This is a genomic window from Cupriavidus sp. 2KB_3 (assembly GCF_052115685.1).
GTDB lineage: Bacteria > Pseudomonadota > Gammaproteobacteria > Burkholderiales > Burkholderiaceae > Cupriavidus > Cupriavidus campinensis.
On sequence record NZ_JBFRHD010000001.1, the window covers coordinates 310,100 to 329,566 of the forward strand.

Below are 19,467 nucleotides of genomic sequence, written 5' to 3' on the forward strand. Positions count from 1 at the left end.
CCTTTCGTCAATGACTGCCGGGTTATCGATAGCGTCTGACCGCCTGAGGAAGCCCCGCGTGGCATAATCGCTTGCGATGTCAAGCAATCACCGGCCACGCCGGAGGCGCGGCACAATAGCGGCGCCGACCCGCGAAGGCATCCGGTTAATAACAATCCCTGCAAACCACTGCGCGGACCTCCGCCGTCCCTGCCCGGACGGACGGTCTGCCCCCCCCTGCATCATGGCCAAGACGCTCTACGACAAACTCTGGGATGACCACACCGTCCACGTCGAGGAAGACGGCACGACGCTGCTCTACATCGATCGCCACCTGCTGCACGAAGTGACCAGCCCGCAGGCGTTCGAGGGGCTGAAGCTGGCGGAGCGTCCGGTCTGGCGCATCAGCGCGAACCTGGCGGTGTCCGACCACAACGTGCCGACCACGGACCGTACGCAAGGCATCGCGGACCCCGTCTCGAAGCTCCAGGTCGATACGCTGGACGCCAACTGCGACGCCTTCGGCATCACCCAGTTCAAGATGAACGATCACCGCCAGGGCATCGTCCACGTGATCGGGCCGGAGCAGGGCGCCACGCTGCCGGGCATGACGGTGGTCTGCGGCGATTCGCACACCAGCACGCACGGCGCGTTCGGTGCGCTGGCGCATGGCATCGGCACGTCCGAGGTGGAGCACGTGCTCGCCACGCAGACGCTGCTGGGCAAGAAGGCCAAGAACATGCTGATCCGCGTGGAAGGCAAGCTGCCGCGCGGCTGCACCGCCAAGGACATCGTGCTGGCCATCATCGGCAAGATCGGCACGGCCGGCGGTACGGGCTACACCATGGAGTTCGCCGGGTCCGCCATCCGTGACCTGACGATGGAAGGCCGCATGACCGTCTGCAACATGGCGATCGAAGCCGGCGCGCGCGCCGGCCTGGTGGCCGTGGATGACGTGACACTGGAATACGTGAAGGGTCGTCCGTACGCGCCGCAGGGCGTGGAATGGGACCAGGCCGTGGCCTACTGGCGCACGCTGCATTCGGACGCGGGCGCCCACTTCGACAAGGTGGTGGAGCTGCGCGGCGAGGACATCCGTCCGCAGGTCACCTGGGGCACGTCGCCCGAGATGGTGGTCAGCATCGAGGACCGCGTGCCCGATCCCGAGAAGGAAAAGGACCCGAACCGCCGCAACGCCATGGAGCGCGCGCTCGAGTACATGAACCTGCAGCCGAATGTGCCGATGGAGTCGATCCAGATCGACAAGGTGTTTATCGGCTCCTGCACCAACAGCCGCATCGAGGACATGCGCGCCGCCGCCTGGGTGGTGCAGAAGCTGGGGCGCAAGGTCGCTGGCAATGTGAAGCTGGCGATGGTGGTGCCGGGCTCGGGCCTGGTGAAGGCGCAGGCCGAGCACGAAGGGCTGGACAAGGTCTTCAAGGCCGCCGGCTTCGAATGGCGCGAGCCGGGCTGCTCGATGTGCCTGGCGATGAACGCCGACCGGCTGGAGCCGGGCGAGCGCTGCGCGTCCACCTCGAACCGTAACTTCGAAGGTCGCCAGGGCGCCGGCGGCCGGACCCACCTGGTCAGCCCGGCGATGGCCGCCGCCGCTGCCATCGAGGGGCATTTCGTCGACATCCGCAAGCTGGGCTGAAGCGTTACGCAACGGCATCCGTACACGGCTAATCGAATAAGCAGAACATGAAAAAGATCGTGATCACGTTCCTGGCATGCCTGGGCATGCTGCAACTGGCTGGCTGCAACACGATGGCCGGCCTCGGCAAGGACACGCAGGCCGCCGGCCGTTCCCTCGAGAACGCGGCGCGCAAGTAAGGACATACTCATGGACAAGTTCACCGTACACAGCGGCCTCGTGGCGCCGCTGGACCGCGAAAACGTCGACACCGACGCCATCATTCCGAAGCAGTTCCTGAAGTCGATCAAGCGCACGGGCTTCGGCCCGAACCTGTTCGACGAATGGCGCTACAAGGACGTTGGCCAGCCCGGCCAGGACAACAGCAAGCGTCCGCTGAACCCGGACTTCGTGCTGAACCAGGCGCGCTACCAGGGCGCGAGCATCCTGCTGGCGCGCAACAACTTCGGCTGCGGCAGCTCGCGCGAGCACGCGCCGTGGGCGCTCACGCAATACGGCTTCCGCGCCGTCATCGCGCCGAGCTTTGCCGACATCTTCTTCAACAACTGCTACAAGAACGGCCTGCTGCCGGTGGTGCTGACGGCGCTCCAGGTCGACCACCTGTTCAACGAGACCAACGCGTTCCCGGGCTACCAGCTGACCATCGACCTGGACAAGCAGGTGGTGGTCACGGCGGGCGGCAACAGCTATCCGTTCGACATCGCCCCGTTCCGCAAGTACTGCATGCTGAACGGCTTCGACGACGTGGCGCTGACGCTGCGCCACAAGGACAAGATCAAGGCGTACGAAGCCGAGCGCCTGACGAAGATGCCCTGGCTGGGCAATCGCCTGGTCGGCTGACGGCCCGAGACACACCTCCAATACAGGAAGACAGATGAAGATTGCAGTCCTGCCGGGTGACGGCATTGGTCCCGAGATCGTTGCCGAAGCCGTCAAGGTGCTCAACGCCCTCGACGAGAAATTTGAACTGGAAACGGCGCCCGTGGGCGGCGCCGGCTACGAGGCCGAAGGCCATCCGCTGCCCGAGAACACGCTGAAGCTGGCCAAGGAGGCCGATGCCATCCTGTTCGGCGCCGTGGGCGACTGGAAGTACGACAGCCTGGAGCGTCCGCTGCGCCCGGAGCAGGCCATCCTGGGCCTGCGCAAGCACCTGCAGCTGTTTGCGAACTTCCGCCCGGCGATCTGCTATCCGGAGTTGACCGGCGCCTCGAGCCTGAAGCCCGAGCTGGTGGCTGGCCTGGACATCCTGATCGTGCGCGAGCTGAACGGCGACATTTACTTCGGCCAGCCGCGCGGCATGCGCGAGGCGCCGGACGGCCTGTTCAAGGGCGCCCGCGAAGCCTTCGATACGATGCGCTACAGCGAGCCCGAGATCCGCCGCATTGCCCACGTGGCGTTCCAGGCAGCGGCCAAGCGCGGCAAGAAGTTGTGCAGCGTGGACAAGGCCAACGTGCTGGAGACCTTCCAGTTCTGGAAGGACATCGTGATCGATGTCAGCAAGGAATATCCGGACGTCGAGCTGTCGCACATGTACGTGGACAACGCGGCCATGCAGCTGGTGAAGGCGCCGAAGAGCTTCGACGTGATCGTCACCGGCAACATGTTCGGCGACATCCTGTCCGACGAAGCCGCAATGCTGACCGGCTCCATCGGCATGCTGCCGTCGGCGTCGCTCGATGCCAACAACAAGGGTCTGTACGAGCCGTCGCACGGCTCGGCGCCGGACATCGCCGGCAAGGGCGTGGCCAATCCGCTGGCCACCATCCTCTCCGCCGCGATGATGCTGCGTTACTCGCTGAACAAGGCCGAGCAGGCCGACCGCATCGAGAACGCCGTCAAGAAGGTGCTGGCTCAGGGCTACCGCACCGGCGACATCCTCACGCCGGGCTGCAAGCAGGTCGGCACGCGGGAGATGGGCGAAGCCGTGCTGGCTGCGCTGTAATCGGCCGTTTTTTGCCAGTTCGTGCCAAAAACGGGGCCTTCGGGCCCCGTTGGCGCAAGAAAATCGTGTAGACTCCGCGAATGGTCCGAATTCCCCAGTTCCTCGCTACTGCCATCGCTGCCGTGATCACGGCCGGCGTGGGTTCGCGCGACCATACCGCGACGATTAAAACCATTACTACCAAAACGATCCCCTAAGATCGTTCGTCGTGCCTGCCCGTCTTCCCCGCGCAGCGTACGCCGGGCGAGGAAAATGGCGGGGAAGTACTCATCACATCCGAGGTAAGTCATGATTGTAGGTCTCGTCGGTTGGCGAGGAATGGTCGGCAGCGTCCTGATGCAACGCATGCAGGAAGAGCGCGATTTCGACCATATCGAGCCCGTTTTCTTCAGCACGTCCAACGCCGGCGGCAAGGCCCCGGCCATGGCGAAGAACGAAACCACGCTGAAAGATGCCAATGACATCGATGCACTGAAGCAGTGCGACGTGGTGCTCACCGCCCAGGGCGGCGACTACACCAGTGATGTCTTCCCGCGCCTGCGCGCGGCCGGCTGGAACGGCTACTGGATTGACGCGGCGTCCTCGCTGCGCATGAAGGACGACGCGATCATCGTGCTCGACCCGGTCAACCAGGACGTGATCAAGGATGCGCTTTCGAAGGGCGTCAAGAACTTCATCGGCGGCAACTGCACGGTCAGCTGCATGCTGATGGGCCTGGGCGGCCTGTTCGAGAACGACCTGGTCGAGTGGATGACCTCCATGACTTACCAGGCCGCCTCGGGCGGCGGCGCGCAGCACATGCGCGAGCTGCTGACGCAGTTCGGCACCCTGAACGCCTCGGTCAAGCCGCTGCTGGACAACCCCGCCTCGGCGATCCTCGAGATCGACCGCACCATCCTGGCCACGCAGCACGGCCTGTCGGCGGACGAAACCAAGCAGTTCGGCGTGCCGCTGGCCGGCAACCTGATTCCCTGGATCGACAAGGATCTGGGCAACGGCGTGTCGCGCGAAGAATGGAAGGGCGGCGCCGAGACCAACAAGATCCTGGGTCGTGGCGATGGCTTCCTGGGCGCGACCGGGGCCACCCCGATCGCCGTGGACGGCCTGTGCGTGCGGATTGGCGCCATGCGCTGCCACTCGCAGGCGCTGACCATCAAGCTGCGCAAGGATGTGCCGCTGGATGAGATCGAAGGCATGCTGGCCGCCCACAACCCTTGGGCCAAGGTAGTGCCGAACACGCGCGAAGCGAGCATGACCGACCTGACCCCGGCTGCCGTGACCGGCACGCTGAGCATTCCGGTGGGTCGCCTGCGCAAGATGCAGATGGGCGGCGAGTACCTGTCGGCCTTCACGGTGGGCGACCAACTGCTGTGGGGCGCCGCCGAGCCGCTGCGGCGTATGCTACGCATTCTGATCGAGAAGTAAGCAGGTACTGAGTCTCCCCGGCATTCGTTGCGGGGAGGCAACAGAATCCGGTGCTTTCCTGCCAACGCCGCGCCCCAGCGCGGCGTTGTTACGTTCGGACCCCTATTTTTCTCGGGCTTGCGTCACAATACAGCCGGCATTCGCCTGGCCAAGGGGTCACCGTCGCGTCATTGCGGCGAAGGGGTGAGACAATCGGGCACGACGTTTTTCGTCCGCACCGGCCGTCCGCCCACCAGCCAGGCATTTGGGGTCGGGTTTATTTTTCGCTACTAGAAACATAAATGGAGCACGAGGTGAGTGTGAGCCTACATCGCCGGAAAGATGCGCCTACTGTCCGTCAGCGCTGGTCAACGCTGGCCGTCACGGCTCTCGGTTTGCTGCTGATGCAGCCGGCCGCGTACGCCGCGGGGTTCGGACAATTACGGGTACAGTCCAATCTGGGGCAACCGCTCCAGGCTGAAATCGATATCAGCGGCGTTTCGGCCGAGGAAGCGGACAGTCTCAACGTCAAGCTCGCCTCGCCGGCCGCCTATGCCAGGGCAGGGCTGACGTACCTGCCGGCCGTTTCCGGCGTGCGGCTCCAGGTGGAGCAGCGCCCCAACGGCAGCTATGTGGCAACCGTCCGTTCCAACCAGCCGATCAGCGAGCCGTTCGTCGACATCCTCGTCGACATGAGCTGGTCGAGCGGCAAGGTGACGCGGGCCTATACGTTCCTGCTCGATCCGGCGGGCGCGAAGTCCAACCAGAGCTTTGCCCCGACCACGGTGGTGCAGGCGGCCACGCCCGATGCGTCGCCGGCCGAGGCCCCCGCACAGGCGGCCAGGCCCGCCGCGCCGGTGCCGGCCGCCGCTTCGTTGGAGCCCGCACGTCCGGCCCCGGCGCCGCGCCAGCCGCGCCGCGCCGCCCAGTCGGCCCCGGCAGCCCCCGCATCGACCGACGGCGCCGCCGCCGGCGAGCCATACACGATTCAGCGCGGCGACACCCTGTCCAGCATTGCGGGCGATGCCGCGCAAGGCCAGGACGTGTCGCTCGAGCAGATGCTGCTCGCGCTGTATCGGAATAATCCGAATGCATTCATCGGCGGCAACATCAACCGGATCAAGTCCGGCGCGGTGTTGAAGGTGCCGAGCGCCCAGCAGGCGCAGGCCGTGAGCCCGCGCGAAGCCCGCCGCGAAGTCGTGGCGCGCACGCAGGGTTTCGACAGCTATCGCAGCCGTCTGGCCGCCGCCGCCGCCGCAAAGTCCGTGGAAGCGGGCTCGGGCCGCGAGCAGTCCGGCAACGTGACCGCGCGCGTGCAGGACACCACGGTGCCTGCCGCTGGTCCGCGCGACGAACTGAAGCTGAGCAAGGCGGACCGCGCCGCGCAGGCCAAGGCGCAAGCCCAGGCCGAAGCCGAAGTGGCCACGCAGCGCAAGCTCAAGGACGCCGAGTCGAAGCTGGCCCAGCTCGAGAAGAACGTCACGGACATGCAGCGCCTGATGGAGCTGAAGAATGCCGAGATCGCCAAGCTGAACCAGGCCAAGGCGGCTCCGGCCCCGGCTGCTGCGCCGGCCACGCCGGCGGCCAGCACCGCGCCGACTGTGGTGCCCGCCGAGCCAGCCAAGCCGGCCGACACGGCGACTGCCGCGACGAGCACGGCCACGCCCACGCCGGCTCCGGCCGCCACGGCAGCTGCACCGGCCTCCGCAGCCGATGCCGCCGCGCCGGCCGCAGCCGCTGTGGCTGCAACGGCCGCCGCTTCGGCACCGCAGGCAGACGCCGCCGCACCCGCGCCGGCTGCCGCGGCTTCCGCCCCTGTGGCCGTGAAGAAGCCTGCGCCGCGCGTGCAGCCCGCACCGGTGCCGGAAACCTCGTTCCTGGACGAACTGCTTGGCAACCCGATGCTGCTGCCGGGCGCCGGCCTGCTGGTCGCGCTGCTGGGCGGCTACGCCGTCTATCGCCGCCGCCAGAAGCAGAAGACCGCCGACAATGGTGGCTTCGGCGACAGCATCCTCTCGCAGGAAAGCACGGTGATGGCCGGTGGCCATTCGCTGTTCGGCACCGCCGGTGGCCAGAGCGTGGATACCTCGCAGCACAGCGTGTTTGGCGCCGATTTCCGGATTGGCAACAACTCGCCGGAAGCCACCGAGGTGGACCCGATCGCCGAGGCGGAGGTGTATATCGCCTACGGGCGCGACGTGCAGGCAGAAGAAATCCTGCGCGAAGCGCTGCAACAGAACCCAGAGCGTCAGGCCATTCGCCTGAAGCTGCTGGAGATTTACAACACTCGTCAGGATGTGGAAGGTTTCCGAGTGATTGCAGAAGAAATGTTCGCCCAGACGGGCGGGCAAGGCGCGGACTGGCTGCAGGCCGCCGAAATGGGTCGCAAGCTGGACTCGAGCAATGCCTTGTATTTGTCGGTAACGCCGGACACCACGGCCGAAGTGGATACCACCACGCCGGTCGCGGACCAGTGGCGCACGCAGGACCCCGCGCACAACCTCGAGCAGCCGCCGCGCGAGCCCGCCATGGCGGACCTGGCGCTGCCGCTCGACGCCTTCCCGGCGCCCGCGCCGGGGGAGCCCATCGTGGCACCGGAGTCGGCCTCGCTGGTATTCGGTAGCGAATCCCAAGCGGAACCGGTGGCACGTCTGGATGACGTACTCGACGAAAGCCACGATGCCGGTCTCGACATGCCGGCCCACGTGGACAGCCGCCATCTGGCCGAGGTGCCGGCACTCGATACCCCGACGCGTTCGCGCCCACTGGAGTTCGACATGTCGGGCATCTCGCTCGACCTGAACCCCGGCAGCGCCGGCAAGCCGGCGGACAACGACCCGCTGGCCGACTCGGTGCCGCTGCCGGCGCCGACGATGCTGCAGAACGGCCGTCTGGCCGAGCCGATCGACCTGACCCGCGTGACGTCCGAGGGCGGTGGTGATACCACCCACGGCGTGTCCGCCAGCACCCTGTCCGCCAACGGCATGGACGGCGGCCGCGACATGCAGATCAAGCTCGACCTGGCCCGTGCCTACATCGAGATCGGCGACAAGGAAGGGGCCCGCGAGCTGCTCCAGGAAGTGGTGGATCAGTCGCAAGACCCGCTCCAGGCCGAAGCCCGCACGCTGCTGCGCGAGGTGGCCTGACCGGAAGCGGTCACGCGTCGGAAAACGGCCTGCAAAGGCCGGTATGATGGAGGGCTTGCACGGCGCCACGCCGTTGCGGCCCGAAGCGATGCGCCGGAAGCGTCCCTTCCGGCGCATTTTCTTTTGGGATCCATGAATCGCATCGCCATCGGGCTTCATTACGACGGATCGGCCTTCTCGGGCTGGCAGTCGCAACCGCACCGCAATACCGTGCAGGACCATCTGGAGGACGCCATCGAGCGTTTTGCGGGGACTCGCCTGCTGACCACGGTGGCGGGGCGTACCGATGCCGGCGTGCATGCGCTCGGGCAGGTGATTCATCTCGATACCGAACTCTCGCGCGACAAGTTTTCCTGGGTGCGCGGCATCAACGCCTTCCTGCCGCCGTCGGTGGCCCTGCAATGGGCTGAGCCGGTGGACGAGGGCTTCCACGCGCGCTTCCTGGCGTTCGAGCGCAAGTATTACTACGCGCTCTACACCGGCCCGCACCGCGTGCCGATGCTGCACGGCCGCGCCGGCTACCTGATGCTGCCACCGGGCCAGCAGCTCGACGTTGACGCCATGCGCGCTGCCGCGAGCTGCCTGCTGGGCGAGCACGATTTCTCGGCCTTCCGCGCCGCCGAGTGCCAAGCCAAGTCGCCCATCAAGACAATGTACGACGTGACGCTGAAGGCCGATGGCAACTGGGTCTTCCTGCGCTTCCGCGCCAGCGCCTTCCTGCACCACATGGTGCGCAACCTGATGGGTTGCCTCGTGGCGGTCGGGCGGGGCCGCTATCCGGCCAGCTGGATGGCCGAGGTGCTGGCTGGCCGTGACCGCCGCCAGGCTGCGCCAACCTTCATGCCCGACGGCCTCTACCTGGCCGGCGTAAAGTATCCTGAGCCGTACCGGCTGCCCGCCGCGGACCCGTCCGCGAGCTTCTTCCACGGAGTCTTTACCGATGACGGCGCCTGATTTCAGCCAGATGCCCGCCCGCACCCGCGTCAAGATCTGCGGCCTGACCCGCGAGGACGACGTCCGCGCCGCCGTGGACGCCGGTGCCGATGCCATCGGCCTGGTCTGCTACGCCGGCAGCCCGCGCTATGTGGACGTGGCACGCGCGGCGGCACTGGCCGAGCGCGTGGCGCCATTCGTCTCGGTGGTCGGCCTGTTCGTCAATGCCGATGCCGAGGAAGTGGCCCACGTGTCCGAGCGGGTGCCGTTGACGTTACTCCAGTTCCACGGTGACGAGACCCCCGAGCAGTGCGCGGAGATCGCCCGGCGCTGCCGGCTGCCTTTCGTGCGCGCGGCCCGTGTTCGACCGGGGCTCGATTTGGTAGAATTCGCCGATCAATACCGTGACGCCGCCGGCCTGTTGCTCGATGCCTTCGTGGAAGGCTATGGCGGTGGCGGCCACGTCTTCGACTGGACCCTGATTCCCGGCCAATGGCTTCCGACCGATCCGGCGCTGGTTTCCACCTCGCAGCCGGCACCCTCCGTGCCCCCCAAGGGCAGCCCGAACGCAAACGGCGCTCCTCGCATCGTTTTGAGTGGTGGGTTGAACGCGCAAAACGTCGCTGGCGCGATTGAGCGCGTGCGCCCCTATGCCGTGGATGTAAGTAGCGGCGTGGAGGCGTCGAAGGGCGTGAAGGACCACGCCCGCATTGCCGCGTTCATGCGTGCCGTGCGCATGGCGGAAGCAGGGTGACCCGGGGCCTCCCGGACCCGTTCCCGCCGCCTGCCGGCCGCATCCCCGAATTTCCGCGCCCCTGCCCGAACTGGGCCGGTGCGCCATCCTGAGAGCCTGGACATGTACGACTTGCCCGATTCCCGTGGCCATTTCGGCCCCTATGGCGGCACCTTCGTTTCCGAGACGCTGGTTCACGCGCTGGACGAGCTGCGCGAAGCCTATGCGCAATCCCAGAACGATCCTGCGTTCGACGCCGAATACCGGCGCGAGCTGAAGCACTTCGTCGGCCGCCCGTCGCCGATCTACCATGCGCAACGCTGGAGCGAGACGCTCGGCGGGGCCCAGATCTTCCTCAAGCGCGAAGACCTGAACCACACCGGTGCGCACAAGATCAACAATGTGATCGGCCAGGCGATTCTGGCCCGCAAGATGGGCAAGAAGCGCGTGATCGCCGAAACCGGCGCCGGCATGCACGGCGTGGCCACGGCGACGATTGCCGCGCGCTTCGGCATGGAATGTGTGGTCTACATGGGCGCCGAGGACGTGCAGCGCCAGGCCGCCAACGTCTACCGCATGAAGCTGCTCGGCGCCACCGTCGTGCCCGTGGAGTCCGGCTCGCGCACGCTCAAGGACGCACTCAATGAAGCGATGCGCGACTGGGTGACCAACGTGGAATCCACGTTCTACATCATCGGTACCGTGGCTGGCCCGCACCCGTATCCGATGATGGTGCGTGACTTCCAGTGCGTGATCGGCGAGGAAGCCAAGGTGCAGATGCCCGAGCTGGCAGGCCGCCAGCCGGACGCGGTCATCGCGTGCGTGGGCGGTGGCTCCAATGCGATGGGCATCTTCTACCCGTATATCGACTATCCCGATGTGCAGCTGATCGGCGTGGAAGCCGCCGGCGACGGCCTGGAGACGGGCCGCCACGCGGCGTCGCTGACCGGCGGCTTGCCGGGCGTGCTGCACGGCAACCGCACCTACCTGCTGCAGGACGCCAACGGCCAGATCATCGAGACCCATTCGGTTTCGGCTGGCCTGGACTATCCCGGCGTAGGCCCCGAGCACGCATGGCTCAAGGACATCGGCCGCGCGCAGTACGTGCCGATCACCGACGACGAGGCGCTCAAGGCCTTCCATGACTGCTGCCGCATCGAGGGCATCATCCCGGCGCTGGAGTCGAGCCATGCCATCGCCTACGCGTGCAAGCTGGCGCCGACGCTGCCGAAGGACAAGCTGTTGCTGGTGAACCTCTCCGGCCGGGGCGACAAGGACATGCACACCGTGGCCGAACGTGCGGGGCTGAAGCTCTGATGCAAGTGCTGCCTCCCGAATCCGACCTGCTGGACTCCTCCGCGCTGCGGCTCTACCAGGAAGACGTGCTGGAGGGGATCTCCAAGATCCCCGACGGCTCCATCGATCTCGTCGTGGCTGACCCACCCTATGGGCTGGGCAAGGACTACGGCAACGATTCCGACCGCCTCTCGGGCCAGGCCTACCTTGAATGGTCCGAGCGGTGGATGGACGCCATCGTGCCGAAAATCGCGCCGCGCGGCTCGCTCTACCTGTTCTGCACGTGGCAGTACTCGCCCGAGCTGTTCGTGATGCTCAAGCAACGGTTGACCATGATCAACGAGATCATCTGGGACCGCCGCGTGCCGAGCATGGGAGGCACCACCCGCAAGTATTCATCGGTGCATGACAACATCGGCTTCTTCGCCCGCCAGCGCGACTACTACTTCGATCTCGACCCGGTACGGATTCCGTACGACGCCGAGACCAAGAAGGCGCGCAGCCGGCCGCGCTTCGAGGGCAAGAAGTGGCTCGAGGTGGGGTACAACCCGAAGGACCTGTGGAGCGTGTCCCGCATCCATCGCCAGGACCCCGAGCGCGCCGACCATCCGACCCAGAAGCCGCTCGAGATCGTGGAGCGGATGGTGCTGTCGAGCTGCCCGCCGGGCGGGCTCGTGCTCGATCCGTTCACGGGCAGCGGTACCACCGCCGTGGCCTGCGTGCGCCATGGCCGGCGCTTCGTCGGCTATGAGATGAATCCTGAGTACGCGCAGCTGGTGCGGCAGCGGGTGGAGGCGGCCATTCCGCTGGTCACGCCCGCCGTTCCAGATCCGGTTCCCGCCGCCGCCCCCGCAGCCAATGACGATGCCGCGGAAGCCGACGCCGCCGTCCAACGCCTTATCTAATTCCTGACATGTCCCGCATCCAGAAGACTTTCGCGGCCCTGGCCGCGCAGCAGAAGAAGGGCCTGATTCCGTTCATCACCGCCGGCGATCCGGCGCCCGGCCTGACCGTGGACCTGATGCACGCGCTGGTGGCCGGCGGCGCCGATGTGATCGAACTCGGCGTGCCGTTCTCGGACCCGATGGCCGACGGCCCGGTGATCCAGCGCGCGTCCGAGCGGGCGCTCGCGCAGGGCGTGACGCTGACGCAGGTGCTCGCCTGGGTCGCAGAATTCCGAAAAACCGACGCCAGCACGCCCGTCGTGCTGATGGGCTACGCCAACCCGATCGAGCGGATGGGCGACGAGGCCTTCGCCAAGGCCGCCCGCGCGGCCGGCGTGGACGGCGTGCTCGTGGTCGACTATCCGCCCGAGGAGTGCGAGGCGTTTGCCGCACTGATGCGCGCCAATGAGATGGATCCCATCTTCCTGCTCGCGCCGACCTCCACCGATGCGCGCATCGAGGCGGTGGCGAAGGTCGCCAGCGGCTATCTTTATTACGTATCGCTCAAGGGCGTGACCGGCTCGGCCACGATCGACCTGGACAGCGTGGCGAGCCGCCTGCCGCTGATCAAGCGCCACGCCAACCTGCCGGTAGGCGTGGGCTTCGGCATCCGCGATGCCCAGACCGCGCGCGCCATCGGCAGCGTGGCGGACGCCGTGGTGATCGGCAGCCGGCTGGTGCAACTGCTGGAAGACGCTCCGCGGGACCAGGCGGTGACCGCGCTGCGCGACTTCATCGCCGAAATCCGGCAGGCCCTGGACGCCTGAGTGACGGCAAAACGTGACGCCATGCCGACATCGGCATCGCTTGATTGTGATCTATATATCACAATCGATGCGATTTGCTTCGGCCAGACCGGCCCGGCATGGTAAATTCGCGGCCTGATTCCCTGCCGTCCCACCGTCAGCGCCTGCGCATGCAGGCTGGCGCGCGGGCGGCGGCTATCCGAAAGGAGCTTTCATGAGCTGGTTGGATAAACTCCTGCCTCCCAAGATTCAACAGACCGACCCCTCCACCCGCAAGGGCATTCCGGAAGGGCTGTGGGTCAAGTGCCCGGCGTGCGAGTCCACGCTGTACCGGACCGACGTCGAGGCCAATCTGCACGTCTGCCCGAAGTGCGACCACCATATGCGCATCCGCTCGCGCGAGCGGCTGGACGCGCTGCTGGACGCCGAGGGCCGCTATGAGATCGGTCAGGAAATCGTGCCGGTGGACGCCCTGAAGTTCAAGGACACCAAGAAGTACCCGGACCGCATCAAGGCCGCCATGGAAGACACCGGCGAGACCGATGCCATGGTCGTCATCGGCGGTGCCATCCACACCATTCCGGTGGTGGTGAGCTGCTTCGAGTTCGAGTTCATGGGCGGTTCGATGGGCTCCGTGGTGGGCGAGCGCTTCGCGCGCGGCGCGCAGGCGGCGCTCGAGCAGAAGGTGCCGTTCATCTGCATTACCGCCACGGGCGGTGCGCGCATGCAGGAAAGCCTGCTGTCGCTGATGCAGATGGCCAAGACCACGGCCATGCTGAACCAGCTGGCCAACGCCAAGCTGCCGTTCATCAGTGTGCTGACCGACCCGACCATGGGCGGCGTTTCCGCCAGCTTCGCCTTCCTGGGCGACGTGGTGATTGCCGAGCCCAAGGCGCTGATCGGCTTTGCCGGCCCGCGCGTGATCGAGCAGACCGTGCGCGAGAAGCTGCCGGAAGGCTTCCAGCGCGCCGAGTTCCTGCTGCAGAAGGGCGCGATCGACATGATCGTCGACCGTCGCAAGCTGCGCGCCGAGCTGGCGCAACTGCTGGCGCTGCTGCAGAAGCAACCGGCGGACGCGGTAGCCTGACACGATTCGTGCGAATGCAGGACAATGGCGCGGGTGCCCCCACCCGCGCCATTTTGTTTTTCCCGTTTTGAATCTGGTTTTCCCATGCCCATCTTCCACAATCTCCCCGACTGGCTGACCCATCTGGAAAGCGCCCACCCCGTGGGCATCGACATGGGCCTGACCCGCATCACGCGCGTCAAGGAGGCGCTGGGCCTGCGTATCGACGCGGTGGTCTTCACCGTGGGCGGCACCAACGGCAAGGGTTCGACGTGCGCGATCCTCGAGCGCATCCTGCTCGAGGCCGGCTACAAGGTGGGCATGCATACCTCGCCACACCTGATCACGTTCAACGAGCGCGCGCGCATCAACGGGGAGATGGCCACCGACGCGCAGCTGCTGCCGCACTTCGAAGCGGTGGAGCGCGCCCGCACGAGCTTTGCCGATCCGGTCAGCCTGACCTACTTCGAATTCACCACGCTGGCCATCATCCACGCCTTCGCGGCAGCCGGGCTGGACGCCATGATCCTCGAGGTGGGCCTCGGCGGCCGGCTCGACGCGGTGAATGTGATCGATACAGACTGTGCGGTCATCACCAGCGTGGACATCGACCACACCCAGTACCTCGGGGACACGCGCGAGAAGATCGGCTTCGAGAAGGCGGGCATCTTCCGCCCGAACGTGCCGGCGATCTGCGGCGACCCGATGCCGCCGAAATCGCTGATCGACCATGCCGAGGCCATCGGCGCGGAATTGTGGCTCGTGGGTCGCGATTTCCACCATCAGGCGGCGAAGGGGCAGGAGCGCCAGCAGTGGGACTGGATTGGCCCGGACCGCAAGCTGAACGGCCTGGGCTATCCAGCGCTGCGCGGCGCCAACCAGTTGCTGAACGCCTCTGCGGCGCTGGCGGCGCTGCAGGCCATGCGCCCGCGCCTGCCGGTGAGCGCGCAGGAGGTGCGCAACGGGCTCGCCTTCGTCGAACTGCCAGGCCGGTTCCAGGTGATGCCGGGCCGCCCCGCGGTGATACTGGATGTGGCGCATAATCCACATGCAGCCGCCACACTGGGCCAGAACCTCGAGAACATGGGCTTCTTCCGCTACACCTACGCGGTGTTCGGGGCGATGGCGGACAAGGACATTGCCGGCGTGCTGCGCCATGTGGCCGACAAGGTGGACCACTGGTGCTTCTGCGACCTGCCTACCGACCGCGCCGCCAGCGCGGCGGACCTGCGCGAGCAGCTTGAGGCAGGCGGCTTCCGCGAAGGCCCCGACAATACGGCGGCGTGCTTCTCCAGTCCCGAACTGGCGTATCGCGATGCCATCGAGAGAGCGACCGAGAATGATAGAATCCTGGTCTTCGGGTCGTTCTACACGGTGGCCGGCGTGCTCGCGTATCGCGCCACGCAGGCGAATTGATCGCCGCCGGAATGACATCGCACCGAATCACTCTCTAGGCATCGGCATCCATGGGCCTGCTTTCGCTGTTCTCGTCCCGCAAGGGCTCTGACCCGGCACCGGAGCGCGGTCGTCGTACGCGCGCGGATGTGGGCGCCGGCGTCGGCGCGTCGCGCCGGTTGAACGAGGAATACGCCGACGACACCCTCGACCCCGACTTCCCGCAGAAGCAACGCGCGCGGCGCCGCCTGATCGGCGCCGTGGTGCTGCTTGTGGCGGCGGTCATCGTGCTGCCCATCGTCTTCGAACACAAGCCGCGTCCGGTTTCGGAAGACGTGGCGGTCAAGGTGGCCAACGGACAGGGCGCCACGCAGAAGCCGAAGGTCGAGGCGCGCAAGGCCGATCCGCTGCCGCCCACGCCAGCCGCGGCGCGCAATGACGCCGCGCTGGATGCTGGCGAGGAACTCGTCAGCGCGCCCGCCACGGCCGACAAGCCGCGTGCCGAGGTCAAGCCCGAAGCCAAGCCAGAAGCCAGGCCCGATACCAAGGTCGCCGAGACCAAGCCCGCCGAGAAGCCGGCTGACAAGGCCACCGGCAGCGGCAAGTTCATGATCCTGATTGGCGCGTTCTCGTCCGAGGAGCGTGCGAAGAACTGGCTCGCCAAGCTGAAGGCCAGCAAGGTGCCGGCCTATGTTGAGAAAAAGACGCTTGCCGATGGCGAGCGGATCCTGCTGCGCGCCGGCCCGTTCACCGATCGTGACGCCGCCGATGCGGCCGACAAGAAGGTCAAGGCCGTGGGCCTGACCTCCAAGGTGGTGGAACTGTAAATCGCCCCCATCTGACGGGTCATCTGCCAGGAACAAGCGCCAGACGCATGGCTTTTACTTTTTTCGATTACGGTGTTGCCTTCATCCTCGTGGCCTCGGGCCTGATCGGCATCCTGCGCGGGCTGGTCCGCGAGGTGCTGGCCCTGGTGGGCTGGGTGGTGGCCTTCCTGCTGGCCTACCACTTCGGCGCGATGGCGGCTCAGTGGATGCCGGAATCGCTGCCCGGCGGGCAGCTTACGCGGAGCGCGCTGGGCTTCCTGGCGGTGTTCTTCGGAACCTGGATCGTGTCGGCACTGGCCGGCGCCATCCTCGGCCAATTGCTGGAAACCACGGGCCTGAAGCCCGCGGATCGCGGACTGGGGCTGGTATTCGGCCTCGCGCGCGGCGTGCTGATCGTGATGCTGGTCGTGGTGCTGGCCGGGCTCACCAAGCTGCCGGAAGAACAATTCTGGCGCGACGCGGTGTCGCGCCCCTATGTGATGCAGGCCATGGACGAGCTGCGGCAATGGCTGCCGCCGGACCTGGCCAAGTATGTAAAGACCTGAAGTCAACGCGGGTCCCGTCCCCTCCAACCGGGTGCAGCCGGGACCGCGCCCCCTGAATCAAAGTTGCCTTTCCTGGGAGTTCGGCATGTGCGGTATCGTCGGCGTGGTTTCCACCAGCCCTGTCAACCAATTGATCTATGACAGCCTGCTGCTGTTGCAACACCGCGGACAGGATGCAGCCGGCATCGCCACGGCCAACGGCAGCACCTTCCACATGCACAAGGCCAACGGCCTCGTGCGCGATGTGTTCCGCACCCGCAACATGCGTGGCCTGCCGGGCACGTCCGGCATCGGCCAGGTGCGCTACCCGACGGCCGGCTCCGCCTCGAGCGAGGAAGAAGCCCAGCCGTTCTACGTGAGCGCGCCGTACGGCATCATCCTGGCCCACAACGGCAACCTGACCAACTCGGAACAGCTGCGCGAGGAAATGTTCCGCCGCGACCGTCGCCACATCAACACGCATTCGGACACCGAAGTGCTGCTGAACGTGCTGGCCGACGAACTCCAGCGCGGCAGCGACGGCCTGTCCCTGGACCCCGAGGCGATCTTCAAGGCCGTCTCCGGCATGCATCGCCGCGTGAAGGGCGCCTATGCGATCACCGCCCAGATCGCCGGCTACGGCCTGCTGGCCGTGCGCGATCCGTTCGGCATCCGCCCGCTCTGCATCGGCAGCATCGACACCCCGACCGGCAAGGAATACCTGATCGCGTCGGAGTCCGTGGCGCTGGAAGGCATGGGCTACCGCATGGAGCGCGACGTGGCGCCCGGCGAGGCCATCTTCATCGACATGGACGGCAAGTTCTACAGCAAGCAGTGCGCCGAGAACCCGGTGCTGACGCCCTGTATCTTCGAGTACGTGTACCTGGCCCGCCCGGACTCGTGCATCGATGGCGTGCCCGTCTACGACGCGCGCCTGCGCATGGGTGACTACCTGGCCGAGAAGATCCGCCGCGAAGTGTCCACCGGCGACATCGACGTGGTCATGCCGATTCCCGACTCGAGCCGTCCGGCCGCCATGCAGGTAGCCAACTCGCTCGGCGTGGACTACCGCGAGGGTTTCTTCAAGAACCGCTACGTGGGCCGCACCTTCATCATGCCGGGCCAGGCCGTGCGCAAGAAGTCGGTGCGCCAGAAGCTCAACGCCATGGGCGTGGAGTTCAAGGGCAAGAACGTGCTGATCGTCGACGATTCCATCGTGCGGGGCACCACCTCGTTCGAGATCGTGCAGATGGCCCGCGACGCCGGCGCCAACAAGGTGATCTTCGCCTCGGCAGCGCCGCCGGTGAAGTACCCGAACGTGTACGGCATCGACATGCCCACGCGCAGCGAACTGGTGGCCCACGGCCGCACCGACGAGGAAGTGGCGCAGATGATTGGCGCCGACAAGCTCGTGTACCAGGACGTGGAAGCGATGAAGCAGGCCGTGCGCGACATCAACCCGGCGCTGCGCGACTTCGACGCCTCGTGCTTCGATGGCCGCTACATCACCGGCGATATCGACGAGGAATACCTGGTGCGCCTGGAGACCGCGCGCAGCCAGGCTGACCGCGACGGCACGAACGCCGACACGGAGCGCTCGCAACTGCACCTGCAGCGCTCGGGCAACCACGAATAATCCGATCAGAAGACAGCCAGCAGCATGAGCGAACCGTTCCAACCTGAGTCCCTCGGCATCGATACCCTCGGCGTGCGTGCCGGCACGCTGCGCAGCAGCGAGTTCATGGAGCATTCCGAGGCGATGTACCTGACCTCGAGCTTCTGCTTCCACAGCGCCGCCGAGGCGGCCGAGCGGTTTGCCAACTCGGAAGAGGGCTACACGTACTCGCGCTTCACCAATCCCACGGTGTCGATGTTCCAGTCGCGGCTGGCGGCGCTGGAAGGCGGCGAGGCGTGCATGGCCACGGCATCGGGCATGAGCGCGATCCTGTCCGTGGCGCTGGCGTCGCTGCAATCGGGTGACCACTTGGTCAGCTCGCGGTCGATCTTCGGCTCGACCATGACGCTGTTCAACACAATCCTGGCCAAGTTCGGCGTGGAGACGACGTACGTGGACACGGGCGACCTGTCCGCGTGGCGTGCCGCCGTCAAGCCGAACACGAAGCTGTTCTTCCTGGAAACGCCGTCGAACCCGCTGACCGAGGTCTCGGACATCGCGGCGATTGCCGACATCGCCCACAATGCGGGCGCGCTGTTGGTGGTGGACAACTGCTTCTGCTCGCCGGCGCTGCAGCAGCCGATCAAGTTCGGCGCGGACGTGGTGGTGCATTCGGCCACCAAGCACATCGACGGACAGGGGCGGGTGCTGGGCGGCGCGGTGGTCGGCAAGCGCGACTACATCATGGGCAAGGTCTTCCCGTTCGTGCGCACGGCCGGCCCGACGCTGTCCGCGTTCAACGCGTGGGTGATGCTCAAGGGCATGGAGACGCTGGCCATCCGCATGGAGCGGCATTCGCAGAGCGCGCTGGCGGTGGCGGAGTTCCTGGAGGCGCATCCGGCTGTGGCCAAGGTGTACCACCCGGCGTTGAAGTCCCATCCGCAGTACGACATCGCCATGCGCCAGCAGAGCGGCGGCGGGGCGATTGTCTCGTTCGAGCTGAAGGGCGCCACGCCCGAGCAGCAGCGCGCCAATGCCTGGCGCGTGATCGACAGCACGAAGGTGTGCTCGATCACGGGCAACCTGGGCGATACGCGCACGACCATCACGCATCCGTACACCACCACGCACGGTCGCGTGGCGCCGGAAGCGAAGGCGGCGGCGGGCATTACCGAAGGGCTGATCCGCCTGGCCGTGGGCCTGGAATCGGTGGTAGACATCAAGGCCGACCTGCTGCGCGGTCTGGGCCAGTAAGCCAGCAAG

17 protein-coding genes are annotated in these 19,467 nt (G+C 66.5%); all 17 read left to right on the forward strand.

The features are described from left to right. Positions 1-223: 223 nt before the first annotated feature. The 17 genes from leuC (at position 224) to AB4120_RS01545 (ending at position 19,458) form a co-directional block, all read left to right on the forward strand. Positions 224-1,633: a 3-isopropylmalate dehydratase large subunit gene (gene leuC, locus AB4120_RS01465; protein WP_149135546.1), complete on the forward strand. Its 1,410-nt coding sequence runs from the start codon at positions 224-226 to the stop codon at positions 1,631-1,633. Between the two features lie 47 nt (positions 1,634-1,680). Continuing rightward, positions 1,681-1,812, forward strand: a complete 132-nt coding sequence (locus AB4120_RS01470; protein ID WP_144199412.1) for an entericidin A/B family lipoprotein — start codon at positions 1,681-1,683, stop codon at positions 1,810-1,812. Between the two features lie 10 nt (positions 1,813-1,822). Continuing rightward, positions 1,823-2,473: a 3-isopropylmalate dehydratase small subunit gene (leuD, locus tag AB4120_RS01475; RefSeq protein ID WP_144199409.1), complete on the forward strand. Its 651-nt coding sequence runs from the start codon at positions 1,823-1,825 to the stop codon at positions 2,471-2,473. Between the two features lie 34 nt (positions 2,474-2,507). Then, positions 2,508-3,575, forward strand: a complete 1,068-nt coding sequence (gene leuB, locus AB4120_RS01480) for a 3-isopropylmalate dehydrogenase (RefSeq protein WP_144199407.1) — start codon at positions 2,508-2,510, stop codon at positions 3,573-3,575. Between the two features lie 288 nt (positions 3,576-3,863). Further along, positions 3,864-5,000, forward strand: coding sequence for an aspartate-semialdehyde dehydrogenase (gene asd / locus AB4120_RS01485; protein WP_144199405.1), 1,137 nt, complete (start codon positions 3,864-3,866; stop codon positions 4,998-5,000). 281 nt (positions 5,001-5,281) lie between these two features. Continuing rightward, on the forward strand, positions 5,282-8,125 hold the full coding sequence (locus AB4120_RS01490; RefSeq protein WP_441641769.1) for a FimV/HubP family polar landmark protein: 2,844 nt from the start codon (positions 5,282-5,284) through the stop codon (positions 8,123-8,125). A gap of 132 nt (positions 8,126-8,257) precedes the next feature. Continuing rightward, entirely contained in the window at positions 8,258-9,079 is an 822-nt protein-coding gene (gene truA / locus AB4120_RS01495) for a tRNA pseudouridine(38-40) synthase TruA (RefSeq protein WP_149135548.1), read from the forward strand. Continuing rightward, positions 9,066-9,812: a phosphoribosylanthranilate isomerase gene (locus AB4120_RS01500; RefSeq protein WP_441641770.1), complete on the forward strand. Its 747-nt coding sequence runs from the start codon at positions 9,066-9,068 to the stop codon at positions 9,810-9,812. Before truA ends, AB4120_RS01500 begins: the two co-directional genes overlap by 14 nt. Before the next feature lie 102 nt (positions 9,813-9,914). Then, a complete protein-coding gene (trpB, locus tag AB4120_RS01505) occupies positions 9,915-11,108 on the forward strand; it encodes a tryptophan synthase subunit beta (RefSeq protein ID WP_441641771.1) in 1,194 nt (397 codons plus the stop codon). Next, entirely contained in the window at positions 11,108-11,992 is an 885-nt protein-coding gene (locus AB4120_RS01510; RefSeq protein WP_144199396.1) for a DNA-methyltransferase, read from the forward strand. Before trpB ends, AB4120_RS01510 begins: the two co-directional genes overlap by 1 nt. Before the next feature lie 8 nt (positions 11,993-12,000). Next, positions 12,001-12,798 carry a tryptophan synthase subunit alpha gene (trpA, locus tag AB4120_RS01515; RefSeq protein WP_149135549.1) on the forward strand — a complete coding sequence of 266 codons (798 nt, stop codon included), beginning with the start codon at positions 12,001-12,003 and terminating at the stop codon, positions 12,796-12,798. A gap of 193 nt (positions 12,799-12,991) precedes the next feature. Continuing rightward, positions 12,992-13,864, forward strand: a complete 873-nt coding sequence (gene accD / locus AB4120_RS01520) for an acetyl-CoA carboxylase, carboxyltransferase subunit beta (protein ID WP_149135550.1) — start codon at positions 12,992-12,994, stop codon at positions 13,862-13,864. Between the two features lie 84 nt (positions 13,865-13,948). Next, complete coding sequence (gene folC / locus AB4120_RS01525) at positions 13,949-15,259, forward strand: bifunctional tetrahydrofolate synthase/dihydrofolate synthase (protein WP_149135551.1); 1,311 nt, start codon at positions 13,949-13,951, stop codon at positions 15,257-15,259. Between the two features lie 50 nt (positions 15,260-15,309). Then, positions 15,310-16,065 (forward strand): SPOR domain-containing protein, encoded by a 756-nt coding sequence (locus AB4120_RS01530; protein ID WP_441641772.1) that lies wholly within the window; start codon positions 15,310-15,312, stop codon positions 16,063-16,065. Positions 16,066-16,112: 47 nt separating this feature from the next. Next, positions 16,113-16,610, forward strand: a complete 498-nt coding sequence (locus AB4120_RS01535; RefSeq protein ID WP_149135553.1) for a CvpA family protein — start codon at positions 16,113-16,115, stop codon at positions 16,608-16,610. 85 nt (positions 16,611-16,695) lie between these two features. Continuing rightward, positions 16,696-18,225, forward strand: coding sequence for an amidophosphoribosyltransferase (gene purF / locus AB4120_RS01540; protein ID WP_144199386.1), 1,530 nt, complete (start codon positions 16,696-16,698; stop codon positions 18,223-18,225). Between the two features lie 24 nt (positions 18,226-18,249). Next, positions 18,250-19,458: an O-succinylhomoserine sulfhydrylase gene (locus AB4120_RS01545; RefSeq protein ID WP_441641773.1), complete on the forward strand. Its 1,209-nt coding sequence runs from the start codon at positions 18,250-18,252 to the stop codon at positions 19,456-19,458. Positions 19,459-19,467 lie beyond the last annotated feature (9 nt).

Bases quoted from the DNA above. Each gene is read 5' to 3' on its own strand.
- purF (WP_144199386.1), top strand. From the start codon at position 16,696: ATGTGCGGTATCGTCGGCGTGGTTTCCACCAGCCCTGTCAACCAATTG.
- AB4120_RS01510 (WP_144199396.1), top strand. From the start codon at position 11,108: ATGCAAGTGCTGCCTCCCGAATCCGACCTGCTGGACTCCTCCGCGCTG.
- accD (WP_149135550.1), top strand. From the start codon at position 12,992: ATGAGCTGGTTGGATAAACTCCTGCCTCCCAAGATTCAACAGACCGAC.
- trpA (WP_149135549.1), top strand. From the start codon at position 12,001: ATGTCCCGCATCCAGAAGACTTTCGCGGCCCTGGCCGCGCAGCAGAAG.
- AB4120_RS01500 (WP_441641770.1), top strand. From the start codon at position 9,066: ATGACGGCGCCTGATTTCAGCCAGATGCCCGCCCGCACCCGCGTCAAG.
- truA (WP_149135548.1), top strand. From the start codon at position 8,258: ATGAATCGCATCGCCATCGGGCTTCATTACGACGGATCGGCCTTCTCG.
- folC (WP_149135551.1), top strand. From the start codon at position 13,949: ATGCCCATCTTCCACAATCTCCCCGACTGGCTGACCCATCTGGAAAGC.
- AB4120_RS01545 (WP_441641773.1), top strand. From the start codon at position 18,250: ATGAGCGAACCGTTCCAACCTGAGTCCCTCGGCATCGATACCCTCGGC.
- trpB (WP_441641771.1), top strand. From the start codon at position 9,915: ATGTACGACTTGCCCGATTCCCGTGGCCATTTCGGCCCCTATGGCGGC.
- AB4120_RS01535 (WP_149135553.1), top strand. From the start codon at position 16,113: ATGGCTTTTACTTTTTTCGATTACGGTGTTGCCTTCATCCTCGTGGCC.
- AB4120_RS01490 (WP_441641769.1), top strand. From the start codon at position 5,282: ATGGAGCACGAGGTGAGTGTGAGCCTACATCGCCGGAAAGATGCGCCT.
- asd (WP_144199405.1), top strand. From the start codon at position 3,864: ATGATTGTAGGTCTCGTCGGTTGGCGAGGAATGGTCGGCAGCGTCCTG.
- leuB (WP_144199407.1), top strand. From the start codon at position 2,508: ATGAAGATTGCAGTCCTGCCGGGTGACGGCATTGGTCCCGAGATCGTT.
- leuC (WP_149135546.1), top strand. From the start codon at position 224: ATGGCCAAGACGCTCTACGACAAACTCTGGGATGACCACACCGTCCAC.
- AB4120_RS01530 (WP_441641772.1), top strand. From the start codon at position 15,310: ATGGGCCTGCTTTCGCTGTTCTCGTCCCGCAAGGGCTCTGACCCGGCA.
- leuD (WP_144199409.1), top strand. From the start codon at position 1,823: ATGGACAAGTTCACCGTACACAGCGGCCTCGTGGCGCCGCTGGACCGC.
- AB4120_RS01470 (WP_144199412.1), top strand. From the start codon at position 1,681: ATGAAAAAGATCGTGATCACGTTCCTGGCATGCCTGGGCATGCTGCAA.